Source organism: Lentzea roselyniae, from assembly GCF_039537795.1.
Classification (GTDB): domain Bacteria; phylum Actinomycetota; class Actinomycetes; order Mycobacteriales; family Pseudonocardiaceae; genus Lentzea; species Lentzea atacamensis.
Genome location: NZ_BAABBE010000017.1, coordinates 119,109 through 144,451, shown reverse-complemented (window position 1 = coordinate 144,451; position 25,343 = coordinate 119,109). Strand labels below are relative to the sequence as shown.

Annotated in this window: 17 protein-coding genes; 9 read left to right on the top strand and 8 right to left on the bottom strand. The window is 69.3% G+C overall.

All coding sequences use genetic code 11. From position 1 onward, the window contains the following. The first annotated feature begins 5 nt into the window (after positions 1–5). Complete coding sequence (locus ABFX45_RS28515; protein ID WP_346133192.1) at positions 6–2,171, top strand: beta-galactosidase; 2,166 nt, start codon at positions 6–8, stop codon at positions 2,169–2,171. Here the strand turns inward: ABFX45_RS28515 and ABFX45_RS28510 are convergent. From ABFX45_RS28510 to ABFX45_RS28500, 3 genes are all read right to left on the bottom strand, one after another. Then, entirely contained in the window at positions 2,153–4,270 is a 2,118-nt protein-coding gene (locus ABFX45_RS28510) for a family 43 glycosylhydrolase (protein WP_346133190.1), read from the bottom strand. The genes ABFX45_RS28515 and ABFX45_RS28510 overlap by 19 nt on opposite strands. Before the next feature lie 4 nt (positions 4,271–4,274). After that, the gene (locus ABFX45_RS28505) at positions 4,275–5,597 is read right to left on the bottom strand and encodes a right-handed parallel beta-helix repeat-containing protein (protein ID WP_346133188.1); all 1,323 of its coding nucleotides are present in this window, start codon (positions 5,595–5,597) and stop codon (positions 4,275–4,277) included. Positions 5,598–5,722: 125 nt separating this feature from the next. Beyond that, entirely contained in the window at positions 5,723–8,410 is a 2,688-nt protein-coding gene (locus ABFX45_RS28500) for an exo-rhamnogalacturonan lyase family protein (protein WP_346133186.1), read from the bottom strand. Between the two features lie 136 nt (positions 8,411–8,546). On the opposite strand from ABFX45_RS28500, the gene ABFX45_RS28495 reads away from it, so the two are divergent. Beyond that, positions 8,547–9,386 (top strand): SGNH/GDSL hydrolase family protein, encoded by an 840-nt coding sequence (locus ABFX45_RS28495; protein WP_346133184.1) that lies wholly within the window; start codon positions 8,547–8,549, stop codon positions 9,384–9,386. On the opposite strand, the gene ABFX45_RS28490 is transcribed toward ABFX45_RS28495, so the two are convergent. Together ABFX45_RS28490 and yicI are read right to left on the bottom strand one after the other, a co-directional pair. Next, on the bottom strand, positions 9,374–10,315 hold the full coding sequence (locus tag ABFX45_RS28490) for a beta galactosidase jelly roll domain-containing protein (RefSeq protein WP_346133182.1): 942 nt from the start codon (positions 10,313–10,315) through the stop codon (positions 9,374–9,376). The genes ABFX45_RS28495 and ABFX45_RS28490 overlap by 13 nt on opposite strands. Next, on the bottom strand, positions 10,312–12,540 hold the full coding sequence (yicI, locus tag ABFX45_RS28485; RefSeq protein ID WP_346133180.1) for an alpha-xylosidase: 2,229 nt from the start codon (positions 12,538–12,540) through the stop codon (positions 10,312–10,314). Before yicI ends, ABFX45_RS28490 begins: the two co-directional genes overlap by 4 nt. A 133-nt stretch (positions 12,541–12,673) precedes the next feature. Between yicI and ABFX45_RS28480 the strand changes: the two genes are divergently transcribed. After that, on the top strand, positions 12,674–13,816 hold the full coding sequence (locus ABFX45_RS28480; protein WP_346133178.1) for a hypothetical protein: 1,143 nt from the start codon (positions 12,674–12,676) through the stop codon (positions 13,814–13,816). Positions 13,817–13,895: 79 nt separating this feature from the next. On the opposite strand, the gene ABFX45_RS28475 is transcribed toward ABFX45_RS28480, so the two are convergent. Next, on the bottom strand, positions 13,896–15,128 hold the full coding sequence (locus ABFX45_RS28475) for an ROK family protein (RefSeq protein WP_109636391.1): 1,233 nt from the start codon (positions 15,126–15,128) through the stop codon (positions 13,896–13,898). Between the two features lie 136 nt (positions 15,129–15,264). Here ABFX45_RS28475 and ABFX45_RS28470 point away from each other — a divergent pair, with 136 nt between their 5' ends. The 6 genes from ABFX45_RS28470 to ABFX45_RS28445 are packed head-to-tail and all read left to right on the top strand — an operon-like array spanning position 15,265 to position 23,647. Then, positions 15,265–16,923 (top strand): ABC transporter substrate-binding protein, encoded by a 1,659-nt coding sequence (locus ABFX45_RS28470; protein WP_346133176.1) that lies wholly within the window; start codon positions 15,265–15,267, stop codon positions 16,921–16,923. A 2-nt stretch (positions 16,924–16,925) separates the two neighbouring features. Beyond that, positions 16,926–17,924 carry an ABC transporter permease gene (locus tag ABFX45_RS28465; protein WP_109636389.1) on the top strand — a complete coding sequence of 333 codons (999 nt, stop codon included), beginning with the start codon at positions 16,926–16,928 and terminating at the stop codon, positions 17,922–17,924. Beyond that, positions 17,921–19,609 (top strand): dipeptide/oligopeptide/nickel ABC transporter permease/ATP-binding protein, encoded by a 1,689-nt coding sequence (locus ABFX45_RS28460; RefSeq protein WP_346133173.1) that lies wholly within the window; start codon positions 17,921–17,923, stop codon positions 19,607–19,609. The genes ABFX45_RS28465 and ABFX45_RS28460 overlap by 4 nt, the downstream gene beginning before the upstream one ends. After that, complete coding sequence (locus ABFX45_RS28455; RefSeq protein ID WP_109636387.1) at positions 19,606–20,361, top strand: ABC transporter ATP-binding protein; 756 nt, start codon at positions 19,606–19,608, stop codon at positions 20,359–20,361. Before ABFX45_RS28460 ends, ABFX45_RS28455 begins: the two co-directional genes overlap by 4 nt. After that, positions 20,358–22,811, top strand: coding sequence for a glycoside hydrolase family 2 protein (locus ABFX45_RS28450; protein ID WP_346133171.1), 2,454 nt, complete (start codon positions 20,358–20,360; stop codon positions 22,809–22,811). Before ABFX45_RS28455 ends, ABFX45_RS28450 begins: the two co-directional genes overlap by 4 nt. After that, complete coding sequence (locus ABFX45_RS28445) at positions 22,811–23,647, top strand: LacI family DNA-binding transcriptional regulator (protein ID WP_109636385.1); 837 nt, start codon at positions 22,811–22,813, stop codon at positions 23,645–23,647. Before ABFX45_RS28450 ends, ABFX45_RS28445 begins: the two co-directional genes overlap by 1 nt. Here ABFX45_RS28445 and ABFX45_RS28440 read toward each other — a convergent pair. Together ABFX45_RS28440 and ABFX45_RS28435 are read right to left on the bottom strand one after the other, a co-directional pair. After that, complete coding sequence (locus ABFX45_RS28440; RefSeq protein WP_346133272.1) at positions 23,583–24,224, bottom strand: class I SAM-dependent methyltransferase; 642 nt, start codon at positions 24,222–24,224, stop codon at positions 23,583–23,585. The two genes, ABFX45_RS28445 and ABFX45_RS28440, sit on opposite strands and share 65 nt — an antisense overlap. Before the next feature lie 34 nt (positions 24,225–24,258). After that, positions 24,259–25,275: a LacI family DNA-binding transcriptional regulator gene (locus ABFX45_RS28435; RefSeq protein WP_109636377.1), complete on the bottom strand. Its 1,017-nt coding sequence runs from the start codon at positions 25,273–25,275 to the stop codon at positions 24,259–24,261. Positions 25,276–25,343: the final 68 nt, after the last annotated feature.

Here is a 25,343-nt window from a genome sequence, read left to right as displayed (position 1 = left end):
ACGACTTGCTGTCACTGCACGCCTACCCGACCAGAGTGGACAGCCACTTGGTGCGCCGGGACGGGAGCCCGTGGCTGCCCGTCTCCGGTGAGTTCCACTTCAGCCGCTTCCCCGCCGCGTTCTGGCGCCGGGAGCTGCTGCTGATGAAAGCCGGCGGGATCGACCTCGTCACCACCTACCTGTTCTGGAACCACCACGAGGAGGTCCGCGGGCAGCACCGCTTCGACGGCGACCGCGACGTGCGGCGGTTCACCGAACTGTGCGCGGAGCTCGGCCTTTCCGTCGTGCTCCGCATCGGCCCGTGGACGCACGGCGAGTGCCGCAACGGCGGTTTCCCGGACTGGTTGTCCGACGTGGACTGCGAGCCGCGCACCGACGACCCCGCCTACCTCGGCATCGTGCGGCCGTACTACGCGGCGATCGCCCGGCAGCTGAAGGGGTTGTGGTGGGACGACGGCGGGCCGGTCATGGCGGTGCAGGTGGAGAACGAGCTGCGCCACCAACCCGGCCACCTGGCCACCCTGCGCGCCCTCGCCGAGGTGGCGGGCATGAGCGCTCCACTGTGGACTGCCACGGCGTGGGACGGCGCTCGGCTGCCTCCCGATTTGCTGCCGGTGCACAGCGCCTACCCGGAGGCGTTCTGGGAGGACGCCTCGGACGGGTGGGCCCGTGACGTGCGGCGGCACTACTTTCCTGCCCCGATACGGGGTGAGCACGCCCACCGGCCGCACATCACCTGCGAACTGGGCGGCGGCATGGCCATCGCCTACCACCGCCGGCCCCTGATCCGGGCGGCGGACGTGTCGGCGCTGGCGCTGTGCCGGCTCGCCAGCGGGTCGGTGTGGCAGGGCTACTACCTCTACCACGGCTGCTCGCAACGCCCCGCGAACCAGGAGTCGCACGCCACGGGCTACCCCAACGACCTGCCCGCGGTGAACTATGACTTCCAGGCACCGCTGGGCGAGTACGGCCAGGTGCGCCCGTCGTTCGCGGCGCTGCGCCTGCAGCACCTGTTCCTGCGCGACTGCGGTGCCGACCTCGCCACGGCCGCGCCGCACCTGCCCGTCGCCCAGCCGGTGAACCTCGACGACCGTGCGACGTTGCGCTGGTCCGTGCGATGGGGCGGTGGGGCGGCGTTCCTGTTCGTCAACAACCACCAGCCCCACGAACGGCTTCCCGCACACGCCGTGCGGTTCGAGGTGGTGCTGGGTGAGCGGAAGGTGCGGCTGCCCGCTGTGACGGTTCCGTCCGGCGCGCACTTCGTCTGGCCGATCGGGTACCGCGTCGGCTCGGTGAAGCTCGCCTGGGCGACCGCGATGCCGGTGGGGCGGACGAGGTGGGACGGCGTGTCCACGGCCGTGTTCGTCGCGACTGCCGGGATCATCCCGCGGTTCGCTTTCCCCGCTGGGACAACGGTGTCCGGCGCCGCGGTCGACGGGGAGGGCGTGGTGACCGTTTCCTGTCCTGGACCGGAGGCCGTGGTCACCGCCACTGCACCTGACGGCGCGAGGGTCCGGTTGCTGGTGCTGAACGAGGCGGATGGGCTGCGGTTGCAGTGGCTGCCGCCCGGCACACCGGTGTTGTGCGACGAGCCCGTGGTGGCTGACGGCGACTCGATGTGGGTGGAGACGACGGCATGCCACCTGGACGTGTCGTTCCCTCTCGCCCCGGCCGCCGGAAAGTCCCGCGTCCGCCTCGCCACAGGAGTCACCCCACAGGCCCCCGCGCTCCGAGCCGTTCGCAACGAAGCCAAGACGCCACCGGCACGAACCGGTGGCCCACGCAGGCGTGCCTCGGCACCGCTGGACGAGGACTTCGAACACGCCGCGATCTTCCACGTCGACGTGCCCGGCACCGCGCTGGCCGGTGACGACGAGGTGCTGCTCGTGCTCGCCTACACCGGCGACGTGGCACGCGCGTACGTCGGCGGCCGGCTGGTGGCCGACCACTTCTGGTACGGCCCGGAATGGGAGATCGGCCTGCGCCGGTTCGCTCGCGAGGTGCGCGAGCACGGCGTCGAGATCAGGGTGCTGCCGCGCCCGGCGGACAGCGCGGTCCACGTCGACCCGGCGGTGCGGGTGCAGTACCAGAAGGCACTGCACACCGCCTCCGTCGACGCGGTCGGGCTGGTCGGCCGGGCGCGCGTGCAGCTCTATCCCACGTCGAGGTAGTCCACGTTGGGCAACCCGTCCGCCGAGGTCGGATCCAGCCGCACGGTGTTCTCGCCAGCGGTCAGGGGCACGTTCAGCGCCTTGGTCGACCAGGAGGTCCACGCCCCGGTGGGTTCGAAGGAGACCGTCCCCACCGTGGTCCCGTTGACGATCAGGTTCGCCGGCCGCGCGGTGGTGGTGCCATTGGCGAACCGCACACCAATGGTCGCCGTGCCCGCCGCGGTCACGGTGAACTGGGCGTGGGCACCGACGGCGTTGGTGCCGTTGCAGAACCCGCCACCGGAGAAGCCGGCCTGGTTCGAGTCGATCGTGCCCTGGCACTGCGCCGGGGCGTTCTCGGCCTCGTACCGCGATCCCGGCTGGGTGCCGCCGGAGGTCCGCACGAGTGAGAGGGCGTCGGCGAAGAGATAGCCGTTGCCGCTCGCCGCCCGGATCGTCACGGTGGCGGTCCCCGCGGCCAGTGGGATGTCCGTGAGCTCACGCCGGGTCCAGCCGGACGAGGCCGGAACGTTCAGCGTCCGCGACGTACCGGCAGCGTCGGTGACCGTCACCTGCGCGGCGCTGAGCGAGCCGGAGGTCTTGGCGTGCAGGCCCAGCCTGTAGGTGCCCGCCGGCACCGTGACCCGCTGCCGCACCCCGCCCGCGTACGACGAGGAGGCACCGATCCGCAGCCCGAACCGGCTGCCGTTCGCGCCACCGTCCACATTGGTCACGATGCTGCTCGCACCCGACTCGCGGAAGTTCGTCCAGCCCGTCAGCGTCGAGACGATGATCCGGTCGGCCTGGAAGTCGGGGTTGAGGACGTAGTTGTTCTGCGGCCCGACCCGCCACTCGCCGGTCGTGGCGTTGAACTGCCACTGGCTCACCGAGTGGAACCGGGGCCGCGCGCCGGCCCTGGTCACCGGCATCCACTGGTTGTAACCGTGGCCGTTCCAGGCGAAGTCGGCCCAGCGGTCACCGGCGAAGATCACGGTGTTCTGCCTGGTGCCCTTGACCGTCACGAAGAACCCGGTCTGGGTCACGTGGCTGTAGTCCATCTCCGTGCCGGCGAGGGTGTACTCGCCCGAGTAGCCGCTCTGGATGCTGTTGGACTCCAGGACGTGCGTGACCGAGGTGTTCCAGCCGTGCAGGTCCGACGCCGCGTGGTAGTACTTGCCGTCGAGTTTGAACATCGCGTTGCCCTCGCGGCCCGCGGCGTTGTAGCCGATCTGCACAGCCGGCTCGATCCGCAACGAGTCGGACTCCCGGAACTTGGCCACGAAGGCGCGCGAGCGGCCTTCGCGGTTGGAGAAGATCAGGTAGTCCTTGCCGTCGTCGTCGGTGAAGACGGTCTGGTCGCCCGTGCCGGTCGTCGGCGAGTTGGTGATCTGCGTCTGGAAGTAGCCGTAGTCGAACGTGTCGGTGGGCGAATCACCCTGCAGCAACAACACCCCGTGCCCGCCCCTGCCCGTGTGCCACATCTGCACGGCGAGCACGTACTTGCCGGTGTTCTCGTTGTAGGAGACGCCGAGACGGCCGACCCAGCCGGCGCCGCCCAGGTTCGCACCGCCGCCCACCCCGGTGGACCGCGTCGCGACCCGGTTCTCGAACTTCCAGTTCACCAGGTCCTTCGACGAGTACACCGGGATCGACACGAAGGTGACGTCACCGTCGTACTTGCGTGTGGGGTTGGCCCGGTAGAGCTCGGCGCCGGTGTAGTGGACGCCGTACCAGTAGTAGGTGTCGCCGAACTTGAAGACGCCACCGCCCTGCGAGTAGATCGGGTTGCCATTGGTGTCGTTCCAGAACGTGTTGTTCGTGATGGTCTGGAACGTGCCCTCGTCGGCGGCTTTCAGGTCGCCGGCCGCGGTCATCAACGCGGTCTTCGCGGCGGCGACCTCGGACGCGCTCGCCCTCGCGTCGTCCGCGACCTCGGACGCGGCGGTCAGCGCCTTGGCGAACGGTGCCCAGGAGTCGGTGGTGTACTTGGCGGGCAGGCGCGTCCGGTAGTCCGCCACCAGGTGCGCGAGTCCGTTGTCGACCGGTGCCGCCACGGCGGGCAGCGGGATCAGTGTTGCCGCCGCCAGAACCACGGCGGCGGACAGCTTCCAGTACCTCAAGATGTCACCTTCCATCGCTCTCGAACGCTCCGAGGTCCGGCGCGCTCCCGCTGTGGGGCAGGCCGACGTCGGTGCCTTTGTCGATCAACGTGCTGGTGGCGGTGAGGCGGAGGTGTGGCAGGACCGGCAGGCTGCCGCCGGCTTGGCGTGGTGCGTCCAAGCCGGACGTCGACACGCTCCGGAACTGCGCGTCGGACAGGAGAATGCCGAGGTTCCACGAGTTGTGCGAGGCGGTGGTGTTGTTCATGTTCGCCAGCAGTGTGCCGGTGTAGGCGATGTTGTTGCGCAGGTTTCCGCGACCGACGGAGGCTCCGCTCGAGTTGATCCCCCGCATGTCGAAGTCGGGACGGTTGCCGTAACTGGTGTTGCTGAAGTAGTCGTTCGCCACCGGGTGGTGGTTGGAGTAGAAGCCCGCAGCCTTGTTGAACGCCACGGAGAAGCGCACGGTGTGCTTCACCGCCCTGGCGTCGTAGTCGCCGCCGAAACCACCCATCTTGAACCCGGCGCCGTTTCCGGCACTCGTCGTCGTGCCCGGCACGTAACCGTTGCGCCAGGACCACGAGTTCTCGATGAGCACCGGCGAATAGGTCGAGATGAGGTCGAACCCGTCGTCGGCGTTCCACCACGCACGGCAACCGCGGAACACGTTCGCGGGCCGCCCGGCCGGGGTGTAGTGCGAGCCGAACCCGTCACCGCTCTCCCCTGCCCCGTTGGAGCTGCGCAGGTCGTAGTTGTCGTGCGAGTCCGAGTTGAGGACGAGGTTGCCGGACCCGCCGCTGATGAACAGCCCGGCGCCCATGTGGTGATGGGTGTCGATCTGTTCGAAGACGTTGTTGCTTCCCGAGATCCAGAGTCCCCACGATTCGTGGTTGCGGTTGTTGTTCTGCGGTACGCCGACGACCTCCAGCCCGCGCAGGTGGAGGTGGCTTCCGGTGACGTCGAAACCCTTGATCCGGCAGTCGTCCCCCATGCCGGAGAAGGTGAAGACCGGTTTCTCACCAGGATGGGCCCAGTAGCGGATGGAGTTGCCCGCGCTGCCGCTCTTGTTGAGGGTGATCGCGTCCACGGTCGCCGTCTGGCTCGCACAACTGCTGGTGGCGCGGGTGTACGCGTACGTGCCGCAGCGGAAGTACACGGTGTCCCCGGGTTTGGCTGCCCTCTGTGCGCGGGCGATCGTGGCGCACGGCGCGGTCTGCGTGCCAGCCGCGCCGTCGTTGCCGTTCGGTGCCACGTAGTAGGTCGTCGCTGCGTGACTCACCGGGACGACGAACGCCATGGGGAGCAATGAGATCAGCAGGGCACGCCGAACAGTCGTGGCAAGGATCATGATTCGCTCCACGTCGTTGGAAAGCGCTTTCCCCATGCGACACCCAGTCTTGCCAGGGCAGCAGAAGGTGTCAACGATCGGAGTGCGCTGTGGTCGAACCGTTCGACGGCGAGCTCGCGGTGGGACTAAGGCATTCGATCACCGACCAAAGCCAGGCACTGGATCGCGGCGAGCCCGTACTGGGCGGTCGCGTTCGTCGACACCCACGTCGCCTCGTCGACGGGATTCAGCACGGCAGGGCCGGTGATCCCGGTGCTGCGCCACGGGCTGTTCGCCGGATAGCCCGCCTCGCCGCGGCCGAGCTCCGTCCACGCGCGAGCGGCCAGGACAGGGTCGCCGGTACTGGCTGCGGCGTAGGCGGTGAGCCTGGCGTGTGCCTGCTTGAGGTTGAGGTTGCCGAACGACTGCCCGACCGCGGCGATCTGTTCCGCGGCAGTGGCGTTGTACAACGTGCAGTACTGCAGCCACGCGCGTTCGAACCCCGGCACGTCGGCAGCGGAGATGATCTCACTGCAGATCTCCGCGAGCCCGAACACCGCGCTGAGGTGCGACACCGAGACCTTGACGGTGTCGGTGGCGAACGTGCCGGTGGTGAGGTCGTAACGGCCTTCCCCGGTGATGAACCCGTTCTTCAGCGCGCCGATCGCGGTGCAGGTGTTGAGCAGCTTGGTCCTGGCGATCGGATCGCCGCCGCGTTCCCACTCGGTGAACCACGCGGCGGCGAGCGCGCCCCAGTCGGTGCCGAGGCCGACCGCCAGCGCCTTCGGGTCGGGCTCGTACGGCTCGGTGCGGATCTTGCGCAACGGGTCGAGCGCGAGGAACGTCTTGTCCGCGTCGACCAGGTCGCGCAGCAGGTCGCCGACGCGTTCGTCCGCGGTGAGGAAGTAGAGGAACCGGCGGTTGGCCGCCGTGCTGATCCGCAGCTGTTTCGCGCTGTCGGCCCAGTGCTGCACGCCGTGCCGGGTGCCGAGGTCCGCGTACTTGCCGAGGTGGTAGACGTCGACCTCGCCGGTGTGGCGCGTCATCGCCTCCGCCATCCGGAAGACGTCCGCCCGCCCGGACCGCAGGTAGCTGTACCAGAGCCACAGATCCGTGCTCAGCTCCGAGTTGTCCCACGCGTAACCGCCGACGTCGTAGCGCCACTCGTGGCGGTCGTTGTCGTAGGTGTGCATGACGTCGCCGTAGTCCCAGAACCCGTACCAGCGCCGCTGCTCGACCTGCCTGCGGTAGAAGTCGAAGAGGAAGTCGAGCCGGTCCTCGAGCACCGCCTTGGCCGGTGTCGACCTGTCCACCGGGGACCAGTCGCCGAACACGCCGGCGGCCCGCATCCGTTGCGGTGTGGTGACCAGCAGCGGTGGTGTGCGCACCGTGGCCGCCTGCGCGGCCAGCCGTTCCGCGGACGGGGTGGCGTCCAGCGCCCAGAACATCAGCTCGCTGGTCCTCGCGATGCCGTACGGGTCACCGAAGCCGGGCTCGTAGTCCTCGTAGGTGATCTCCAGTCCCTCCAGCTGCTCGGGATGGGTGTCCATGCCCATCCCGTCGTGGTAGAACCGCAGGTCCATCGGCCTGGCGTCGGGCGACCAGAGCCACAGCGTCACCTCGGCCGACTCACCCGCCGCGCCGCGGATGTCGAGCTGGGTCGGGTGCGTCTGCCAGAAGTCGCGCAGGCCGAACGCGAAACCGCCGCTCACGCCACCGATGTAGCCGAACCCACCGGCCCTGGTGCCCGCCGCGGCGTGGACCCACCCACAGCCCTGCCTGGTCCGCTTGCGGATCTCGAACCCGTCGGCGGTGAGCTGGCTGAGCGTGTAGTCGCCCCAGGCCGGGATGAGGTGCAGCCGTGAACTCACCCTGGTGTCCCAAGTGGACACGGCCGGGGTTGCCCGCCCCGCCACCTGGGCGGCTCTGACCGCGGCGCCCGGATCCCTGCGCAGCCCGGTGATGCCGCGCACCGCCTCGGTGAACAGGCCGCCGTCCGCACTGGCGAACCTGACGTGCCGGTTGTGCGGCTCGTCGGAGAGCGGCACCTGGAAGCGCACGCCGAGCCCGCGGATGAAGTCGTCCACCGCCTTGCCGTCGAAGACGAAGCTGTGCACCATCCGGAAGTTCTCCGCGCCAGCGTGGAAGTACAGCCGGACGGTGAACGGCAGCCACGCCCGCGCACGGCGGTCGGCCCTGTGCTTGCCCTCGATGCGCACCACCGCGCGCACCGGTCCGTTCTGCTCGACGGTCACCTTGTGCACCTCGCCGGTGAACCGCTCGTCCTTCCCGCCTCGCTCGTCGGAGGCGTTCTGGCGCAGGCAGACCAGCTCACCCTTGCGCGCGACGACCCTGCCGCCGCGGGACACCGAGTCGATCAGGGCCCGCCCGCTCCGGTTGATCACGCACCGCACGACGCCCGTGTCCACGACGATCCGGCCGGCCTGCCGGGACACCGTGACCGCTTTCGCCGGTGCCGCCGCCGGACCGGGAGCCAGCAGGTACCGCTCGGCCGACGGCGTTCCGGCGCCGATCGCGTGGGCGCTCCACTTCAGCGAGCCGTCGGGCCAGAAGCCGATCGGCCACGTCTGCACAGGAACCGCCGTGCCATCGGGCGTGCGCAGCCCGAACGACTGGTCCGGCCGCACGTGCCCCTTCGACCACGGCACTCCCCACGTCACGCCGGTCATCTCCGCGGGGACACCGCCTTCGAGCCAGTGCACCTCGGTTGGTTCGCCGGGTTCCGTGGCAGCGGCTCTGCCGACCGAGGCGGACACCGCCAGAGGCAGGGCGGTACCGCCGACCAACAGGGTCCGCCGGGTGAGTGGGGACATGCTTCAACTCCCTTTCGGGTACGAGGCTGACGCCCTGGAAAGCGCTTTCCAGCCTGAGACGCAAAGGGTATGCTCAATTATGAGATCGTTTTCTGTTCCGTCCGAATCAGACAAACCCTGCCGTCTGGAGAGAATTGTGCGGAAACGTGTTCTGACCTTGGTCGCCCTGGCTGTCCTGCCGTTCCTCGCCGCTGCCGGTCCGGCGTCGGCCGCAGAGCGGCCCGACTGCTCCCCCGCCGCCGAGACGTCCGCCGCCGCCGCGAGCGTGAAGGTCTGGCTCGCCGGCGACTCGACGATGTCCAACCCGCAGTCCAGCTGCCCCGTCGGCTGGGGCAGCCAGTTCGACCCGCTGTTCTCCGACGACGTCACCGTCGTGAACAGCGCGGTCGCCGGCCGGAGCATCCAGACCTGGCTGTACGAGTCCAACGTGAAGAACACCAAGGACTCGACCGGAGAGTGCGTCGTGAGCCCCAGGACGTTCCACCAGCGCTGGCTGAACATGCTCAACCCGACCACCGGCATGAAGGCCGGCGACTACCTGATGATCCAGTTCGGAATCAACGACGGCAGTCGCGACTGTCCGCGGCACGTCGGCGGCGCCCGGTACAAGGAGCTCCTCGGCATGATGGCCAAGGCGGCCAAGGACCGCGGTGTCACCCCGATCTTCCTGACGCCCGTCTCGGCGATCAGGTGCAGCGGCAGCACGGCCGTCGGCACCCGAGGCTTCCTCACCGAGACGTTCGACGCGGGCCGCGCAGGTGGAGTCACCGTCATCGACCTGCACAAGCTGAGCTACACGCTCTACAACACGCTCAAGCTGTGCCCCAACAACGGTGACTACACCAGGGGCCCGGTCGGCGCCTTCTTCTGCAACGACCACACCCACTTCGAGGCGGCCGGAGCCAGGCAGATCGCCGGTGTCGTGGCCAAGGCCCTGCGCGACCAACGCATTCCCCTCTCCGGCTACCTGAGGTGACCTGACGTGCGGTGGTTGTCCAGAGCCACCAGGCTGACCGGCGCGAGCTCACCGGGTTCGGTCGCGACCACCGCCAGCACCACCGCGTTCTTCTTGCGCAGGATCCCGGCGGGAACCACGAAGTCCCGCTGGGGCGCGCCGGTCATGTAGTGGCCGGCGTTCCAGCCGTTGACGAACACGAACGCCCGGTACTTGCGATCCGGCTGCTCACCGAACCGCAACGCCACCGGCACGTCCTGGTTCTCCGACAGGTCGAGCCGGAACGTGCTGCGGTACCAGGAAACCCCTGCGGGCATGGCCGCCGGCGCTTCGGACCACGGGCCGTCGCCGCCCGGCAGGTGCCAGCCGGCCAGCTCGCCGTACAGGCCACCGGTGTTCAGCGGGCCGCGTTCGACATCGTCGTAGCGCGAGCCCCGAATCTGCCACGAGATCTTCGCGTCGCCCACCGTCACGCCGAACAGCCCGCGCGGCTGCTTGAACCTGACGTCGTCGGCGGTCCAGTTGTCGTTGTGGCCCATGTTCGTCACGAGCACGGGCAACGTGGCGGTGCTCCCCGGCTTCAGCAGACCGTCCGGGATCGCGAAGTCACCGCGGCCGGGGTCGGGGTTGACCGGCTCGGCGTCGGCCTCGGTGCCGCCGGCGGCAGAGCCGAGGTGCTGGCCGTTGAGCCACACCAGGTAGTTGCCGCGCCTGCCCGTGATCGCGTTGACCGACACCGTCTTCTCGCTCCTCTGCAGCACGTCGCGCCAGAGCTCGGGACTGGGCAGCCGGAAGTAGTGGAACTCGCCGGGCCACAGCAGCACCCGCTTCCCGTCCACGGTGAGCGAGTACCTGTCGTACCCCACCTGGTGCCTCTCGGCAGCGACCGCCGGTACGACGGACACGCCCAGCACCACCAGCAGGGCGAGCAGGATTCTCGGTGTTCTCATCGGACTCCCTCAACGGTGAGAGCGTTGCCGCTACCCGCGATCGGGTCGGCGCCGGGGAACTGGACCTGCCACGCCGGTGGCGGCGACTCGACCTCGACTTCGATCCGGTCGCCGCGGCGGCGCGTGTGGAACGTGGAGCCGGCGACCTCGGTGGTGATCGAGGCGCCGTCGTCGAGCTGGTGGATCCGCAGCGTGACGCCGTCGGCGTAGTCGTAGTCCGGGCGGTCGTCGACGACGCCCAGCGGGAGAACCGTGTTCGGCCGCACCAGCAACGGCACGGTGAGGAAGTCGCATGTCATCGTTGTCCACCGGCCGCCAGGCACCTCGGCGCCGGTGAAGAAGTCGGTCCAGGTGCCCTCCGGCACGTAGAACGACACCTCGCCGCCGTCGGAGAACACCGGCGCCACCAGCAGGCTGTCGCCGAGCATGTACTGGCGTTCGAGGTGTGTGCACGCCGGGTCGTCCGGGAACTCCAGCGCCATCGCCCGCATCATCGGCGTTCCCTCGGTGGCCGCCTGCAGTGCCGCGTGGTGCAGGTACGGCATGAGCCGCGCCTTGAGCTTCGCGAACACCCGCAGCACGTCGACGGCCTCTTCGTCGAACAACCACGGCACCCGGTACGACCTGCTGCCGTGCAGGCGGCTGTGCGAGGACAGCAGGCCGAACGCGATCCACCGCTTGAACAACGCCGGATCAGGGGTGCCCTCGAAGCCGCCGATGTCGTGGCTCCAGTAGCCGAATCCTGACAGTCCCAGGGAAAGGCCGCCGCGCAGGCTCTCGGCCATGGCCTCGTAGGTCGACTCGCAGTCCCCGCCCCAGTGCACCGGGAACTGCTGTGATCCCACGGTGGCGGCGCGGGCGAACACGACCGCCTCACCGTCACCCCGGCGTTTGCGCAGCACGTCGAAGACGGTCTTGTTGTAGAGGTAGGCGTAGTAGTTGTGCATCCGCTCGGGATCGGAACCGTCGAAGTACACGACGTCGGTGGGGATACGTTCGCCGAAGTCGGTCTTGAAGCAGTCCACGCCCTGGTCGAGCAGAGCGTCCAGTTTGGACGCGTACCACTCGCGGGCGGCCGGGTTGCTGAAATCCACCAGCGCCATGCCCGGTTGCCAGAGGTCCCACTGCCACACGTCACCGCCCGGCCGCTTCAGCAGATAGCCGCCCTCGACTCCCTCGGCGAACAGCGGAGACCGTTGTCCCACATAGGGGTTGATCCAGACCGAGATCCGCAGGTCCCGCGACTTCAACCGCTCCAGCATGCCGACCGGGTCCGGGAACGTGCGCGGGTCCCACTCGAAGTCGCACCAGTTGTACTCGCGCATCCAGAAGCAGTCGAAGTGGAAGACGCTCAACGGCAGATCGCGCTCGATCATGCCGTCGATGAAGCCGGACACCGTCTGCTCGTCGTACGACGTCGTGAAGGACGTCGACAGCCACAGACCGAACGACCACGCCGGCGGCATCGTCGGCCTGCCGGTCAGCAGGGTGTACTTGCGCAGGATCTCCTTGGGGCTGGGGCCGTGGATCACGAAGTACTCCAGCGACTGCCCCTCGACGCTGAACTGCACGCAGGACACCTTTTCCGACGCCACTTCGAACGAGACGTGGCCCGGATGGTTGACGAACACGCCGTAACCCGAGTTCGTCAGGTAGAACGGCACGTTCTTGTACGCCTGCTCACTGCTCGTTCCACCGTCGGCGTTCCAGATGTCCACCACCTGGCCGTTGCGCACCAACGGCCCGAAGCGCTCGCCGAGCCCATACACCACGTCGCCTACGCCGAGAGCGAGCTGGTCGCGGACGTAGTGCTTGCCGTCCAGCGTCATGAAACCCATGCCCTTGGCCGAACTCGACGTCAGCACCTTTCCGTCGACGACGAACTCGACCTGCCAGTCGCGGCTGACCTTCACCTGGAGGTCGCCGGACGTGAGGGAATCGTCAGTGAGGTGCACGTACGGTTCCGAGGTGGTCAACGGGAACTCCGGCTGCCTGCGCAGCTCGCCCTCGAAATGCGTCAGCTTCACGCCGATCACGTCCGCCATCGGCGAGGAGAACCGGACGGTCGCCACCGGCCCCTGCAGCAGGTCGCCCCGATGACGGATCGGGCGGGTCGGCGCGTGCACCACCAGCTCCCCCGCAGCCTGGGTGATGTCGTAGACCTCGACCGGATGAGCCGCCTGGACACCCTCGCGCAGGAGCCAGTACCCGTTGCTGAATTTCATTCGACCGCTTTCGCCGTTCGAATTCGAATCGAATTGCTTCGATTGCTTTTCCTGTGAAGAACGTTAGCGATAACGTGCCTGACGAGGAAGCCCCAGTCGATTCCCTGAATTAGGTTGACCTAGGGAGATTCCCATGTTCTCGACAAGGCTGTCGGTGGGCGTGGCCGTAGCGGTGACAGTGCTCGGCGGGATGTCATCGGCGAACGCGGAACCGCGGATCATGGCGTGCGGCGACCGCACGTTCAACGCCGAGGCGGTGCTGAGCGGCAGCACGTGGACGTCCCGCAACGGCGGCAGAACCGTCTACACGGGCGGCGACATGCGCGCCGCCGTCCAGGCCGCGGTCGACAGTCTCACCGCGGGACGCACGTCGAAACAATGGGTCCTGGTGCGCGGCAACGGTTCGGTCAGCGCCGGCTCGCGGATCTCGTTGCCCAGCTACACCGGCATCGACGTCTGCGGCACGATCAACGTGACCGGCAGCGGTTCCGGTGACCAGGCGCCGATCTACTCCAGGGGCACCCGTGACGTCGAGGTGCGCTACCTCAGCCTCACCGGCCGTCCGCTGTACGGGATCTTCATGCGCAACGTCGAGAACGTGGTGCTCGGCCAGATCGACATGCGCCTGTCCGGCGGCCTCGGTGTGCGCATCGACAACCGCGGCAACACCAGCGTGCGCAGCCGGAACATCCGGATCGACAACGTGTTCGTGTCCGGCGCGGGCAGCCACGCCGTCGAGACGTACGGTGTGGACGGACTCAACGTGGGCACGGTGACGGCCCGCAACGTCGGCGAGTCCGGGCTGCTGCTCAACGACACCATCAACGCCACCGTCGGCACCGTGGACGCGGAGAACGCGGGCACGGGCACCGGGTACGCGGCGTTCCGCACGGCCAACCACAACGGCCGCGTCGGCAGCAGCTATCCCACGAACATCCGGGTCGGCACGGTCCGGGCCCGTGGCGGCGGCCGGGGTGTCTTCTGCGTCTCGGAGAGCGGCGGGCTGACGATCGACCGGATCGACCTCGCGAACACGGGCAACAACGCGGTCCTGATCGAGAACTGCTACAACGTCAACCTCGCGGCGCAGAGCGGAACCGTGACCGGTGGCGGCGAGATCCGGCTGGCGGCGCGCTCGGAATTCCCCAACAACCGCGACATCATCGTCCAGAACCTGACGGTGACGAACTCGTCGATCCGCGAAAGCCCTTGTGGCACCAACACGACGTTCCGCAACATCAGGCTGAACAACAGCACGTCGAACGTCTGCGCCTGACCCACTCGAGTGATGAGGGGAGCTTTCATCAACCTCAGGTTTGGGAAAGCTCCCCTCATCGGCGTCGCGGGCCGGGCCGTCAGCGGGCGAGTTGCTGGAACACCGGCGGCTCCTCTGCCGCCAGGTCGTCCGGCAGGCGCAGGCCCTTCTGCCGCGGCACGAGCTCGGACTGCAGCACGATCGCCGCGGCACCGATCGCCGAGGCGGACGCCGCGGAGGGCGACAGCCGCACGGAGAGCCGATGCGCGTCACGGGCGATGAACGCGCTGTCCAGCTCCGCGCGCAGGACCGGCAGGTAGACCGAGCCCGCGATGGCGAAGCTCGGGCCGGTGAGAACCAGCACCTCCAGGTCCAGCACGTTGGCCAGGGTGCGCGCCCCCACCGCGAGGTACCGGGCGGACCGCTCCAGCAACGCGAGCGCCCGCGCGTTGCCCCGCCGGGCCGCCCGGCTGATCGCCGCGAAGTCCGCCGCGACGGGTGCGGCGGCGCGTGTCCTGCCACCGGCCAGACCGGCGGCGCGGCTCAGCGACCGGTCGGCCCGAGCCTGCGCGACGACAGCGGCCGGGCCGGCCAGGGCCTCCAGGCATCCCCTGGCACCGCACCAGCACTCCGGGCCGTCGAGGTCGAGACAGGCGTGGCCGATCTCGCCGGCGTGACCGCTCGGACCGCGGTAGGTCGTGCCGCCGAGCAGCACTCCGGCACCGACGCCGGTCCCCAGGTACAGGGCGGCGAACGTCGACGTGGCACCGACACCGCCGGACCAGTGCTCGCCGATCGCCGCCGCCGTCGCGTCGTTGTCGAGCACCACCGGCAGACCCGTCGCGCGTTCCAGGGCCTGACCGAACTCGTGGTGCTCCGCCGGCCGTGCCGACACCAGGCCGAGCCCCAGGACTCGATCGCGTTCGACACCGACGCTGTCGATCAGCGCGTCCACCTCGCGGGCCATCCTCGCGATCACGGCGGACGTCTCCGCGGCCCCGCACCCCGCGCGCGAAATGCGAGCCACGACCGCGCCACCGAGGTTCGTCAGCACGTAGGTGATCCGGGCCTCGTCGAGGTGCACGCCGACGGCGTAGCGCGCGAAGTGGTTGAGCTGCAACATGACCCGGCGTTTGCCGCCGGTCGACTCCGCGTGCCCGGTCTCGGCGACCAGGCCCTCGTCGATCAGCCCGCGCACGACCGTGGAGATCGTGCCACCGGTCAGCCCGGTGGCGTTGACCAGCCCGACGCGGCTGATCACGCCGGCCGCACGGATCAGGTCCAGCACGGCCGCCCTCGTGCTGGCGTGGGTCACCCGCGCCGGTCCGCTCACTGCGCTCCTCCGTCGAACGACGAACTTCGCTCATCGACAAGTCACGACCAGTAAACCATCCGGAGGCGTTGACTTTCTTTGTTTAGTAACTGAAGAATCCTCGCCGCGAACCACCCAGCGGCGGGGAGGATCAACGATGCTCAGGCAGATTTGCGCACTCGGTCTGGCGGTGGTCGTCGCGGCCACCGCGGCGTGCTCCGGATCCGGTGGCGGCGGCAAGGCCAGGGACACGCTCGTCGTCTACACCGGGCAGGCGGGCGACTTCCAGCTCAACTTCAACCCCTACGCCCCCACCCAGATCGAGGGGCCGGGCACGATCTACGAGTCGCTGTTCTTCTTCAACATCGCCAAGGACACGCCGCCGAAGCCCATGCTCGGCACCGAGTTCAAGTGGAACGCGGACGGCACCGAGCTGTCGATCACCCTCAGAGACAACGTGAGCTGGTCCGACGGTCAGAAGTTCACCGCGAAGGACGTCAAGTTCACGCTCGACATGGTCGCGAAGACCCCTGCCATGAACAGGACCGGCTTCAAGGGCGAGACCACCGTTGTCGACGACACCCACGTGGTCATCAAGTTTCCCGAACCGTCCTACATGGACGGACCGCAGGTGCTGGGCCAGCTCTGGATCATGCCGGAGCACATTTGGAAGAACTACGGCAACCCGGCGACCGAGGTGAACCAGAACCCGGTCGGCACCGGCCCGTTCCAGCTCGGCGACTTCAAGGCGCAGTCGTTCACCCTCAAGGCCAACCCGACGTACTGGGGCGGCGAGCCCGCGGTGAAGCAGGTCCGCTACCTGTCGCTGTCCGGCAACCAGGCCGGTGTGGACGCGCTCAAGGCCGGGTCGATCGACTGGCAGACCGGCCCGATCCCCGACATCAAGGACATCGAGAAGAACTACCCCGGGTACAAGGCGATCACGTTGCCGCTCAACCAGGTCGCGCTGTTCACCTGCTCCAACGCGCAGCTGGGCTGCCAGGGCGCACAGACCGACCCCTCCGTGCGCCAGGCGATCTACTACGGCATGAACCGGACGCAGATCAACTCGCTGGCGTTCCAGAACGTCAACAGCGAGATGTCGCCCGGCTTCACGCTGCAGCCGCGCGACGCCCAGCTGCTGTCGAACAAGCTCACCGACCGCATGGCTCCGATGAACCCGGACACCGCGAAGTCCGACCAGATCCTCACCTCGGCCGGCTACGTCAAGGGCGCGGACGGCATCTACGCCAAGGACGGCAAGCCGCTGGCGCTGACGGTGAAGGTGGTCGCCGGCTGGACCGACTACATCACCGCGCTGGAGACCCTGAGCCAGCAGCTGCTCAAGATCGGCATCAAGATCACGCCGCAGCAGCTGTCGTGGAACGAGTGGGCCGACGCGCGCGGCCGCGGCCAGTTCGAGCTGCTGATCGACTCCGTGGAGCAGGGCCCGGCACCGGACCCGTACTACACCTACAGCTACTTCTTCTCGACCGCCACGACTGCACCGGTCGGCCAGGCGGCCAACCCGAACTTCGCCAGGTTCAGCAACCCGGTCGTGGACAACGCACTGGCCGAGCTGAAGAAGACCGACCGGGGCAACCCCGCGCGGCAGCCGCACTACGACGCCATCCAGGTCGAGCTGGAGAAGTACCTGCCGTACATCCCGGTGCTGACCGGTGGCATCCCCAGCGAGTACAACGCCAAGGCGTTCACCGGCTGGCCGGGCAAGGACGACCTGTACGCGTTCCCGGCGGTGTGGAAGCGGCCGGACGCCTCGCAGGTGTACATGAAGCTCAAGCCCGCCGGTAACTGACGATGGGCTATTACCTGCGCAAGCTCGCTTTCTACCTGACGGCGCTGTGGGCGGCGGTGACGCTGAACTTCGTCATCCCGCGGATGCTGCCGGGCAACCCGGTGGACATCCTGATGGCCAAGCTCCAGCAGCGCGGCGGGAGCGTCGATCCCGCCGCGCGCACGGCCTACGAGACGTTGCTCGGCACCGGCGGGCGCGAGTCGTTCGCCGCGGAGTACTTCGCCTACCTGGGCAACCTGCTGCGCGGCGAGCTCGGGGTGTCGGTCAGCGCGTTCCCGGCCAAGGTGTCGGACGTGATCGGCGACGCACTGCCGTGGACCGTCGTGCTGGTGGGGCTCGCGACGCTGCTGTCGTTCCTGCTCGGCGTGGGGCTCGGCGCGGTCGTCGGCTGGAAGCGCGGCACCTGGCTCGACGCGCTGGTGCCCGCGACCACGGTGCTGTCGGCGGTGCCGTACTTCTGGCTGGCGCTGATCCTGGTCGCGCTGCTCTCGTCGGGGCTCGGCTGGTTCCCGCTCAACGGCGGCTACGACGTGGTGCTGGATCCCGGCTGGAGTCCCGAGTTCATCGGCTCGGCGATCTACCACGGCACGTTGCCCGCGCTGACGATCGTCATCTCGTCGATCGGCGGGTGGTTGCTGGGCATGCGCAACATGATGGTGTCGGCGATGTCGGAGGACTACGTGCTGACCGCGCGGGCCAAGGGTCTCACCGACAGCCGGACGATGATCCGGTACGCGGCACGCAACGCGGTGCTGCCGTCGGTCGCCGGGTTCGCCATCTCCCTCGGGTTCGTGGTGTCCGGGTCGATCGTCACCGAGCAGGTGTTCTCCTACCCCGGCATCGGGTCGAAGCTGCTGCAGGCCGTGCAGAACAACGACTACGCGCTCATGCAGGGGATCTTCCTGGTGATCACCATCGCGGTGCTCGGCGCGAACCTCGTCGTGGACCTGCTGTACGGGCTGATCGACGCCCGCACGAGGGATCGGAGCACCGTGTCGTGATCAGATCCGGAAAGCTCGCCACCGGCCTCGGTCTGGCGGGCCTGATCGTCCTTTTCGGACTGGCCGGTCCGCTGCTCACCGGCGACCCCGCCACGATCAGGGACATCGGCCTCACGCCACCGGGCGGTGAGCACCTCCTCGGCACGACGCTGACCGGCCAGGACGTCCTCGCCCAGCTCGCCCATGCCACCCGCGGGTCGCTGTGGATCGGCGTGCTGGTCGGGGTCATGGCGACCGTGCTGTCCGGCGTCTTCGGCATCGTCGGCGCCTACGCGGGCGGCATCGTCGACGAGATCTTCTCGCTGTTCTCCAACGTCATGCTGGTGATCCCGGGCCTGCCGCTGGTCATCGTGGTCGCCGGGTTCGTCCCGGCGGACCAGCGCGGCACGTGGACGATCGCGCTCGTGCTGGCGATCACCGGATGGGCCGCGGCCGCCCGTGTGCTGCGGGCGCAAACGCTGTCGTTGCGCAACAGGGACTACGTCGCCGCGGCACGGGTGTCCGGTGAGAGGACCTGGCGGGTGATCTGCGTGGAGATCCTGCCGAACCTGCTGCCGATCCTCGCCTCCCAGTTCGTGTTCGCCGTCGTGCTGGCGATCCTCAGCGAGGCGGGGCTCTCGTTCCTCGGTCTCGGCGCCGCCAACTCGTCGACGCTCGGCACGATGCTCTACTACGCCCAGAACGGCTTCGCGCTGCAGCGGGAAGCGTGGTGGTGGTTCGTGCCGCCGGGGCTCGTCATCGCCCTGTTCGGCGGGGCGCTGGCGCTCATCAACTTCAGCATCGACGAGATCATCAACCCCCGGCTGCGCGACCGTGCGCGGCGCGGGCGGGACGTGGTGGCGGTCGAGGCGGAGATCGCCCCGGTCGACGACGACGCCGTGCTCACGGTCAGGAACCTCAACGTCGTGTACCAGGCGGCGACGCCGGTGCACGCCGTGAAAGACGTGTCATTGACCCTGCGCCGGGGCGAGATCCTCGGCCTGGCCGGGGAATCCGGTTGCGGCAAGACCACGCTCGCCTACGCGATCAACCGCCTGCACCGGCCGCCGGCCGAGGTCACGTCCGGATCAGTCGTCTTCCACAACGGTGCCGACGTCGACGTTCTCGCGCTGGAGCCCGAAGAGCTCAGGCAGTTCCGCTGGGCCCAGCTCTCGATGGTGTTCCAGGGCGCCATGAACTCGCTGAACCCGGTCACCCCGATCCGCGCGCAGCTGCAGGACGTGTTGCGCACCCACCGGCCGTCGATGCCCGCCGCGGAGCGGGAGGAGCGGTGCGCGGAGGTGCTCCGGCTCGTCGGCGTCGACCCGGCCAGGCTCGGTTCCTACCCGCACGAGCTGTCCGGCGGCATGCGGCAACGGGTCATGATCGCGATGGCGCTGCTGCTCGACCCGCAGGTGATGATCATGGACGAGCCCACCACGGCACTCGACGTGCTGGTGCAGCGGGAGATCCTGAACGAGATCAGGCGTTTGCGCGACGAGCTGCGGTTCGCGGTCATCTTCATCACCCACGACCTGCCACTGCTGCTGGAGCTGAGCGACCGGATCGCGGTGATGCGTGACGGCGAGGTCGTGGAGTACGCGACCGCGGAGGACGTCTACCTCCGGCCGCAGCACCCGTACACGCGTCAGCTGCTGGCTTCGTTCCCCAGCCTGACCGGCGAACGAGGAGCGCTGATCACATGACCACGCTGGAAGTCCGCGGCCTAACCAAGAAGTTCCACAGGTTCCAAGCGGTCGACGACGTCTCGTTCACGCTCACCGCCGGCAGGACCACCGCGCTCGTCGGCGCGTCCGGCTCCGGCAAGTCGACGATCGCGAGGATGATCGCCCGGCTCGTCCGTCCCACCTCCGGGGAGATCGTGCTGACCGGTCCGGACGGTGAACCCGTGCCACGGCGGGCTTATCGCGACCACGTGCAGATGATCTTCCAGGACCCGTTCGCCTCTCTCAACCCGTTCCACACCGTCGAACACCACCTGGCCCGGCCTTTGCGGCTGCACGGGCGGCCGCGCTCGGAGGTGCCGCGGCTGCTGGAGAAGGTGAGCCTGACCGCGGACTTCGCGGCCCGGCGGCCGCACGAGCTGTCCGGCGGGCAGCGGCAACGGATCGCGATCGCCCGCGCGCTCGCACCGGGTGCCAGGGTGATCATCGCGGACGAGCCCGTGTCCATGCTGGACGTGTCGATCCGGCTGGGCGTGCTCAAACTCCTCGCCCGCCTGCAGCGCGAGGAGAACCTCTCCGTCCTCTACATCACGCACGACCTCGCCACGGCACGGCACTTCTCCGACGAGGTCCTGGTGATGCACCAGGGCCGGATCGTCGAACGCGGGCCGAGCGACGACGTGCTCATGCGTCCGCAGGACCCGTACACCCGCCGGCTCGCCGCCGCCGCACCCGACCCAGAAGCCCGCTTCCGCCAGGGAGGACAGCCTTGATCCGCCAGTACCTGCACGACGGCTGGCAGCTGACCGCGACGACGACCGAGGTGCCGGACAACATCAGGGGCAGGACGGTGCCCGCGACGGTGCCCGGCAGCACCCACCTCGACCTGCTGGCGTCCGGGCTGATCACCGACCCGTTCCTCGACCAGGCCGAGGCGGAGCTGACGTGGATGCACCGCGCGGACTGGCGGTACAGCACCACGTTCCTGGCCGCCGCGGTGACGTCCGGCCAGCGGGTGGACCTCGTGTTCGACGGACTGGACACCGTGGCCGCCGTCGAGCTCAACGGCCATCTCCTCGGCCACACCGCGAACATGCACCGGAGCTACCGCTTCGACGTCCGGCGGTTCCTCGTCGACGGCGGCAACGACCTCACCGTGTCGTTCTCGTCCGCGCTGGCGCACGCCGAGAAGATCGAGGCCGGGCTCGGCAGCCGTCCGCACGTCAACGCCCACCCGTTCAACATGATCCGCAAGATGGCGTGCAGCTTCGGCTGGGACTGGGGACCGGACCTGCAGACCGCGGGCATCTGGCGGCCGGTCCGGCTGGAACGCTGGCACACCGCCAGGCTGGCTCAGGTGCGCCCGGTCGTGACGGTCTCGCCGGACGGCACCGGCCACGTCGAGGTCCACGCCGTCATCGAGTGGGCCGACGACGCCGGCGAGAACCTGACGCTGGAGATCACGGTGGGTTCGTGCGAGCACACCGTCGTCATCCCGGCCGGGCAGGACACCGTGACCGCCCGCGTCGACGTGCCGGACGCCGAGCTGTGGTGGCCGGTGGGGTACGGCCCGCAACCGCTCTACGACCTGGAGGCCGTCCTGCGCGGTCGATCGGGCGCAGTGGACGGTGTGACGCGGCGGATCGGGTTCCGCACGATCACCGTCGACACGACGCCGGACGACATCGGCACGCCGTTCACCATCGTCGTCAACGACAAGCCCGTCTTCGTCAAGGGCGTCAACTGGATTCCCGACGACCACTTCCTGACCCGGATCACGCGCGACCGGCTGGCGCGGCGCGTCGACCAGGCCGTGGACGCGCACGTCAACCTGTTGCGCGTGTGGGGCGGCGGGATCTACGAGTCCGACGACTTCTACGACGTGTGCGACGAGCGCGGTGTCCTGGTGTGGCAGGACTTCCCGCTCGCCTGCGCCGCGTATCCGGAGGAGGAGCCGGTGCGCGGCGAGCTGGAGGCCGAGGCCAGGGAGAACGTCGTCCGGCTGATGTCGCACGCCTCGCTGGCGTTGTGGAACGGCAGCAACGAGAACCTCTGGGGGCACGCCGACTGGGGCTGGCCGTGGCAGCTCGACGGCAGGACCTGGGGACTCGGTCACTACACCGAACTGCTGCCGCGGATCGTCGCCGAGCTCGACCCGACCCGGTTCTACTGCCCCAGCAGCCCGTACAGCCCGGTGCAAGGCCTGCACCCGAACGACGAGAACCACGGCACCCGGCACGACTGGCAGGTCTGGAACGAGGTCGACTACACGCACTACCGCGACCACGTGCCGCGGTTCTGCTCGGAGTTCGGGTTCCAGGGGCCGCCGACGTGGTCCACTCTCACGCGGTGGATCCACGACCAGCCGCTGACGCCGTCCTCGCCGAGCTTCCTGACCCACCAGAAGGCCGAGGACGGCAACGGCAAGCTCGACCGCGGTCTCGCCGCGCACCTGCCGGTGCCGCAGCGGTTCCCGGACTGGCACTGGGCGACGCAGCTCAACCAGGCGCGGGCGGTGAGCTTCGGCATCGAGCACTTCCGCTCCTGGTGGCCGCGCACGGCGGGCGCGGTCGTCTGGCAGCTCAACGACTGCTGGCCGGTCACGTCGTGGGCGGCGATCGACAGCGAGGAACGCCTGAAGCCGCTGTGGTACGGGCTGCGGCACGCCTTCGCTCCCCGCATCCTGACCTTCCAGCCACGCGACGGCCGGCTCGTGCTCATCGCCGTGAACGACCACGACGAGCCGTGGGACGCGCACATCACCCTCGACCGGCAGACGTTCCGCGGCGTCACGTTGCACCTGACTAGACTGCGCCGAACGGTGCCGCCCCGGTCGGCCGTCGAGCTGGACCTGGACGAACCGCTGCTGGAGCCGGTGCACGAGGACGCGGAGGTGATGGTGGCGACCACCGCGGACGCCCGCGCGATCCACGCGTTCCGGCCGGACTCGCAGCTGGCGTACCACCCGGCTCCCCTGGTCGCCCAGGCGGAAGCCGTGCACGGCGGCTACGAGGTCGAGGTGCGTGCCACGTCGTTCGCGCAGGACGTGGCGATCCTGGCCGACCGCGTCGCACCCGACGCCGTCGTGGACGACATGCTCGTGCCGATGCTCGCCGGAGAGGTTCGCGTGTTCGGAATCCGCACGGACGCCGTGGTCGACCCCGCGGCGTTCACCGACCCGCTGGTCCTGCGCTGTGCCAACGACCTCGGCGTGGTGCCGTAGTGGGCGGCTCGCCGACCGGCGCGGTCGGGCTCGTGCTGGCCAGGCCCGCGCGGCTGCTGGGCGTCGAGCCGTTCTTCATGGAGTTCATCGCGGGGATCGAGGAACGGCTGGCCGAACGCGACCTCTCGGTGCTGCTGCACGTCGTGGCCGACCACGAGGCCGAGATCGCCGCGTATCGCCGGTGGGCCGGACGCGGTCTGGTCGACGCGACCGTTGTGGTCAATCCCGTGGTGGGCGATCCACGCCCGGCCGTCCTGCGCGAACTGGGGCTGCCGGCCGTGGTCGTCGGCGACGATCCGGACCTGCCCGCCGTCCGCACCGACCACGCCGGTCCGGTCGCCGAAGCCCTCGGGCACCTGCTCGAACTGGGCCATCGGCGAATCGCCAGGGTCACCGGGCCTTCCGCGTTGCAGCACACGCGAGCCCGCACGGCCGCGTTGCTCTCGGGCTGCGCGGAGGCCGGTGTCGAGCCGGTGATCGTCGAGGGCGACTACTCGGAGGAGGCGGGCGCCAAGCTGACGACCGCGCTGCTGAGCGGGCCAGAGCCGCCCACCGCGATCCTCTACGACAACGACGTGATGGCCGTGGCGGGTCTGGCCGCGGCCGCGTCGCTGGGCGTCGCCGTGCCGGCGCGGCTCAGCCTGGTGGCGTGGGACGACTCGACGTTGTGCCGCCTGGCCTCCCCCGCGCTGACCACGATGAGCGTCGACGTGCACCAGTTCGGCGTGTCGGTGGCGGAGTCGGTGCTGGAACGCATCGGCGGCGACCCCGTCACGCCGCGCTGGTCCCCCACCGCCCGCTACGTCCCGCGCGGCACCACGGCACCGGCCCCGTAGGGCCGGTGCCCCAGGACGGTTTGCGGGCCAGCAACGTGAAGGTGTTCGGCAGCTGTCCCCGCCACGCCGCCGCGTCGAGATCACCCCACCGCCAGAACGGTTCCGGGTGCTCGGCCACGTGCCGCAGCTCCAGCCCGGCGCCGAGCACGGCGGTGATGATCCCGGCGAGCGTCGTCTGCCACTCCACCGCGCCGTTGGCGGGAAACGTGTCGTTGACGTGCGACCGCTCGAAGTACCCGCGATCCGGCCGGATCCTCGGCTCGTCCTCGTCCCACGTCCACAGCGGCACCATCGGATGGGCCTCGTGCACGAACAGGTGCCCGCCGGGTCTCGCCAGCCGAGCGACGTCCGCGGCCCAGGCGTCGAGGTCCGGCATCCAGATCAACGCACCCTTGCCGGTGTAGACCAGATCCGCGCACCCGTCCCGCAGCGGGGCACCCGGCAGTTCGGCGACCACGTAGCGGCAGTTCGCGCCCAGCTCGTCCGCCCGGCGTTGCGCCGCGGTGGCCGCCACCGAGCTGAAGTCGACACCGACGACGGACCGCGCACCTTCCGCGACGAGGGCGATGTCGTCCAGGCCGTGGCCGCTCTGCAGGTGTGTTACCCAGTTGTTACGGCGGGGGTGCGGTGGACTCGCGAACGACGAGCTCCGGCGGCGCGAGCGCCGTCACCTGCCGGGGCTCACCCGCCACCTCGGCCACGATCGCGGCCAGGCACGCCCGCCCCAGCGCGGCGAAGTCCATCCGCACGGTCGTGAGCGCCGGTGTCCAGTACGCGGCGCCGGGCACGTCGTCGAACCCGATGATGCTCACGTCCCCCGGCACGTCCCGGCCCGCCTCGTAGAGCGCGCGGCGGACCGCCAGCGCCGTGTCGTCGTTGCCGCACAACACCGCCGTCACGTCCGGGTCGGCCGCCAGCCGCGCTCCCGCGAGGTAGGCCGACCGCACGTCCCACCCGACCGGCACCACCCCCGGCACGGGCGCGCCGGCCGCCTCAAGCGCGGCGCGCCACCCCGACTGGCGGGCGCTCGTGCCGCTCTCCGACGGGATCGCGACGTGGTGCACGGTGCGATGCCCCAGCTCCAGCAGGTGCCTGGTCGCGTCGACAGCCGCTTGGCGTTCGTCCAGGAAGACCATCGACCGCGTGACACCCACGAGCCCACCGGCTTCCGTCGCGGCCACGGCGGGCACCTTCGCGGGCAGTGCCCGCAGCACCTCGGCACCGGCGGTGTCGAACGCGATCACGACGACGCCACCGGCGTTGGGATCGCTCACGTGCTCGACCGCGTGCTGGACGTCGGCCGGTGCGTCCGACTCCACCACCCGCACCCCGACAGCGAGGCCCGCCGATCGCGCGGCCTCCTCGATGCCCTGCAACGTCGCGGCATAGCCGTAGAGCGTGGTGTTGGCGACCACCACCGTCACCGTGCTGGAGAGCCCGGACCCGAGTGCGCGAGCCGCCCGGTTGGGGCGGTAGCCCAGCCGTTCGATCGCGTCGAGCACCTGCCTGCGGGTGTCGGCGTTCACCCTCGGCGAGTCGTTCAGCACCCGTGACACGGTCTGGTACGAGACGCCGGCGGCCGCCGCGACGTCGCGGATGCTCGGCGTGGAGGAAGATCGTCGTGTCACGCCGCCATCGTGATCGCTGCCGGTCGCGCCGTCAAAGCCGGCCGTGGAACGTGCCTGCTCCGGCGATC

Excerpts from the sequence above, each read along its gene's own strand:
- ABFX45_RS28505 (WP_346133188.1), bottom strand. The coding sequence starts at position 5,597 with ATGATCCTTGCCACGACTGTTCGGCGTGCCCTGCTGATCTCATTGCTC.
- ABFX45_RS28470 (WP_346133176.1), top strand. The coding sequence starts at position 15,265 with ATGCTCAGGCAGATTTGCGCACTCGGTCTGGCGGTGGTCGTCGCGGCC.
- ABFX45_RS28490 (WP_346133182.1), bottom strand. The coding sequence starts at position 10,315 with ATGAGAACACCGAGAATCCTGCTCGCCCTGCTGGTGGTGCTGGGCGTG.
- ABFX45_RS28455 (WP_109636387.1), top strand. The coding sequence starts at position 19,606 with ATGACCACGCTGGAAGTCCGCGGCCTAACCAAGAAGTTCCACAGGTTC.
- ABFX45_RS28465 (WP_109636389.1), top strand. The coding sequence starts at position 16,926 with ATGGGCTATTACCTGCGCAAGCTCGCTTTCTACCTGACGGCGCTGTGG.
- ABFX45_RS28480 (WP_346133178.1), top strand. The coding sequence starts at position 12,674 with ATGTTCTCGACAAGGCTGTCGGTGGGCGTGGCCGTAGCGGTGACAGTG.
- ABFX45_RS28500 (WP_346133186.1), bottom strand. The coding sequence starts at position 8,410 with ATGTCCCCACTCACCCGGCGGACCCTGTTGGTCGGCGGTACCGCCCTG.
- yicI (WP_346133180.1), bottom strand. The coding sequence starts at position 12,540 with ATGAAATTCAGCAACGGGTACTGGCTCCTGCGCGAGGGTGTCCAGGCG.